The 2,611-nt window shown below is 51.9% G+C and carries 3 protein-coding genes; 2 read left to right on the top strand and 1 reads right to left on the bottom strand.

What is annotated here, in order from left to right; translation table 11 throughout:
* Nucleotides 1–175: 175 nt before the first annotated feature.
* Entirely contained in the window at nucleotides 176–1,618 is a 1,443-nt protein-coding gene (gene ftsY / locus HMPREF1051_RS01875) for a signal recognition particle-docking protein FtsY (RefSeq protein WP_003763605.1), read from the bottom strand.
* A 230-nt stretch (nucleotides 1,619–1,848) separates the two neighbouring features.
* Here ftsY and HMPREF1051_RS01870 point away from each other — a divergent pair, with 230 nt between their 5' ends.
* Nucleotides 1,849–2,295, top strand: a complete 447-nt coding sequence (locus HMPREF1051_RS01870; protein WP_003763602.1) for a hypothetical protein — start codon at nucleotides 1,849–1,851, stop codon at nucleotides 2,293–2,295.
* Nucleotides 2,296–2,321: 26 nt separating this feature from the next.
* Nucleotides 2,322–2,522: a hypothetical protein gene (locus HMPREF1051_RS14750; protein ID WP_003763603.1), complete on the top strand. Its 201-nt coding sequence runs from the start codon at nucleotides 2,322–2,324 to the stop codon at nucleotides 2,520–2,522.
* Nucleotides 2,523–2,611: the final 89 nt, after the last annotated feature.

Below are 2,611 nucleotides of genomic sequence, written 5' to 3'. Positions count from 1 at the left end.
AATATAGTGGATTAAATTTAAATCAGGACAAGACGACGAAGCCGCAGACAGTACAGATAGTACGACAAGGCGAGGCAACGCCGTACTGGTTTAAAGTTAATCCACTATAAAAACGCATACGCAGGCATTTTGCCGTATCGGGATTTTTCGTTATCGGACTGTTGCCCGATTGGGCTTAGTCCAACAACGCGTCCACAAACGCGCGCGCGTTAAACGGACGCAAATCGTCTATGCCTTCGCCCACGCCGATGTAGCGGACGGGGACGGGGCGGTCGGAGGCAAGCGCGGCGAGGATGCCGCCTTTTGCCGTACCGTCGAGTTTGGTCACAATCAGTCCCGTCAGACCCAGCGCATCATCAAAGGCTTTGACTTGGTTGACGGCGTTTTGCCCGATATTGGCATCGAGGACGACGATGATTTCGTGCGGCGCGTCGGGCATCGCTTTTTGCAGCACGCGCTTCACTTTTTTGATTTCTTCCATCAAATGAAGCTGCGTGGGCAGGCGGCCGGCGGTGTCGGCCAGCACGATGTCGATGCCGCGCGCTTTGGCGGCTTGGACGGCATCGAAGCAGACGGCGGCGGAATCGCCCGTGGTTTGCGAAATGACGGTTACGTTGTTGCGTTCGCCCCATGCTTGAAGCTGCTCGCGGGCGGCGGCGCGGAAGGTGTCGCCTGCGGCAAGCAGCACGGATTTGCCCTGCGCTTGGAAATATTTGGCGAGTTTGCCGATGGAAGTGGTTTTACCCGCGCCGTTGATGCCCGCCAGCATGATGACGAACGGCTCTTTCGTGTCGGGCAAGACCAGCGGTTTTTCCAACGGCTTAATCAGGTCGTACAAGGCTTCTTTCAATGCGCCGCGCAACTCGTTGCCGTCTTTCAGCCCCTTGAGGCTGACACGGTTGCGCACGTCTTTCATCAGGTATTCCGTCGCTTCCATACCCATGTCGCTGGTAATCAGCACGGTTTCCAGCTCTTCGTACAAATCTTCGTCGATTTGCCCGCCGCCGAACACGCCCGCCAGCGATTTCGCCATTTTGTCGCGCGATTTGGTCAAACCCTGTTTCAAACGCGCCGCCCAGCCGAGTTTGGGTTCGGTTTCGGACGGTTCAGAGGTTTCAGACGACGTGGCGACGGCTGTATTGTCAAAGACCGGTACGGAATGTTCTTCGGATGCGGCAGGCGCGGCTTCAGCTTGGGTTTCGACGGCTTCTGCGGTTTCAGACGACCCGTCGCTGACCGCTTCATGGACGTGTTCTACCGCTGCGGAAACATTATCGGCAACGGTTTCGCCGACGGCTTCAACGCGTTCTTCCACTTTTTCAACCGTTTCAGACGACGTTTCGCCAACCGCCTCGCGGACGTGTTCGACCGTTTCGGAAACATGTTCAACCACAGTCTCGCAAATTTCTTCGGCGTGCTCTTTGGCACTTTCTACCGCCGTTTCGACTGCCGCCGTCAGTTCTTCCGCTTTTTCGCCGACATTTTCCTGAACCGTTTCAAGCGTTTGCGAAACGGCAGCTTCAGCGTTCTCTACGGCTTCGGCGGCGGTTTCCTGAATACGGGTTTCTTCTTGAGCGGGCGTTTCCTGTTTTTTCTTGCGGCGGAAGAAGCTGAACATTGAATTTTCCTTTTAATTTTAGAAACTTGAAATAGGGCGTATTGTAGCGTATTTTGCGCAGCAAGGTCGTCTGAAAACGTGATAATCGAATAAGGTTTGCTGACGTGTTCCGCGGATGGAAGTACAATACCCGTCTTCTCGGTTTCTGCTATTCGGGGCGCCGCATCGTCCTCAAGTGGAATAAGGTCGTTTTACTCCGTATCGTTTTGATTTTTAAAAGGTAAGCCAAAATGAAAAGAATATTTTTTACCATCCTGTTTTTGTCTACGGCTGCCTATGCCAGCCACACCTATTCATCAGACAATTTGACTTGCACATACCAAGATTTGACCGCCCCAAACAGCCAACCGCAAACAACGGCTTGCAGCAGCCTGGCTTGGGAAAGCGCACAAGTCTATGATGAAAAACGCGGCGGCTATATCGCGGGGAACGGGGAAGAGTACAAATTGAAAAATGGAAAAACGATTGTTTTTTCGTATGAAGCCTTTATGAAAACGAAAGAATCCAACCCGACAGGCGGCAAATGGACTCATTCGACCAAACTGATGAATAACAATACTTACACCACCTCCGAGCGTACATTCAAAGGCAAAAGCTGGACCTGCTACCGCTCGGAAAAAGAAGAATTATGCGTAGATGCCCCAAGCCTTTACGCCATCTTATCGGCTGTTAATTAAATCTCCTCTGCGTTTGGCTTTGCCTAATGTCTCGATATGAAAAAAGGTCGTCTGAAACCAGATTTCCAGTTTCAGACGACCTTTTGTTTACCGCCACGCCCTCCAGCATCCATATCCTTTGCTCCACGCTTTTGTTAACCTTTAAAGATTATAGTGGATTAACTTTAAACCAGAACGTCGTTGCCTCGCCTTGCCGTACTGTCTGCGGCTTCGTCGCCTTGTCCTGATTTAAAGTTAATCCACTATATATTCGGACGGAGGCTGACAGTTTGCCGATTCCGGATAAACCTGCCCAACCCATTGCCTTTTCCGTGCG

The organism is Neisseria sicca VK64, assembly GCF_000260655.1.
GTDB classification, from domain to species: domain Bacteria; phylum Pseudomonadota; class Gammaproteobacteria; order Burkholderiales; family Neisseriaceae; genus Neisseria; species Neisseria sicca_B.
Note: the sequence above shows the minus strand (reverse complement) of the source record. Positions and strands in the feature narration are given on the sequence as shown.